Source organism: Aquimarina macrocephali JAMB N27, from assembly GCF_000520995.1.
GTDB lineage: Bacteria > Bacteroidota > Bacteroidia > Flavobacteriales > Flavobacteriaceae > Aquimarina > Aquimarina macrocephali.
Genome location: NZ_JACA01000128.1, coordinates 1 through 809, shown reverse-complemented (window position 1 = coordinate 809; position 809 = coordinate 1). Strand labels below are relative to the sequence as shown.

Genomic DNA, 809 nt, shown 5'->3' with positions numbered 1-809 from the left:
TAACGTTTAATATATGTGTCGTAGCTGCGCAAAATGTTACCTAGCTATCGACTTTATCTGCGCATTGGTTGCTACATTTTTCGTTTTGCAAGCATTGCGCTTTACCAAAAAACACAAGAATCATTCGATTAATCACCTGGTTGCTATGATCACATATATCATGTTAGCAGCTATTTTATTCCAGTTTTGTCAATTTATTATTTCTTCCAATCGTTTTTCTGGAAATATCATTCATATATATAGTGTCATTCTCAAATCGATAAACTCTTTTTAGAATCGCATATTCTTCTCCGACGAATTGATTCAGTTTAAAATCAATTTTTTGCGGTCTTCTTGAGTCCAAATAGTAGCTCATATCTGGACTATAAATTTTATTGTCAAAATAGATAGTATAATTTTTAATTACCTCGTTAGATTCTATAATTCCTAAATTTTCTAACTTTTCATATGCAATATCAATTTCACCAAGTTCATTTGATTCAAATTCTTGAATAGAACTATTAAATTTGATTTTTGTTTTAATAACTACCCTGTTTAGGTTTTTAAATCTCAAGAGTAACGAATCGGGTTTGTCTGTTCCATTCCAAGAATAAGTATATCCAATATCTACGCTGTCAATTTTATTATATGATTTTCGAGATAAAGTTATTTTATCATTTCCAATTTCATAAAAACCTTTTTCCGATTTTGTTTCGAAAAAAGTTGGGTATGAGAACTTGTACGTAGAATCATCGTATAGTTTTAATTCACAAGACTCAGTTTCATTAAGGTATTCGATTTTTTTACTACAGCCATAAATAAATAAATAA

At 28.9% G+C, this 809-nt stretch carries 1 protein-coding gene; it reads right to left on the bottom strand.

From position 1 onward, the window contains the following. Positions 1 to 175: 175 nt before the first annotated feature. Positions 176 to 809: hypothetical protein (locus Z054_RS32035; protein ID WP_035093920.1), on the bottom strand; the 634-nt coding region annotated here is incomplete at its 5' end.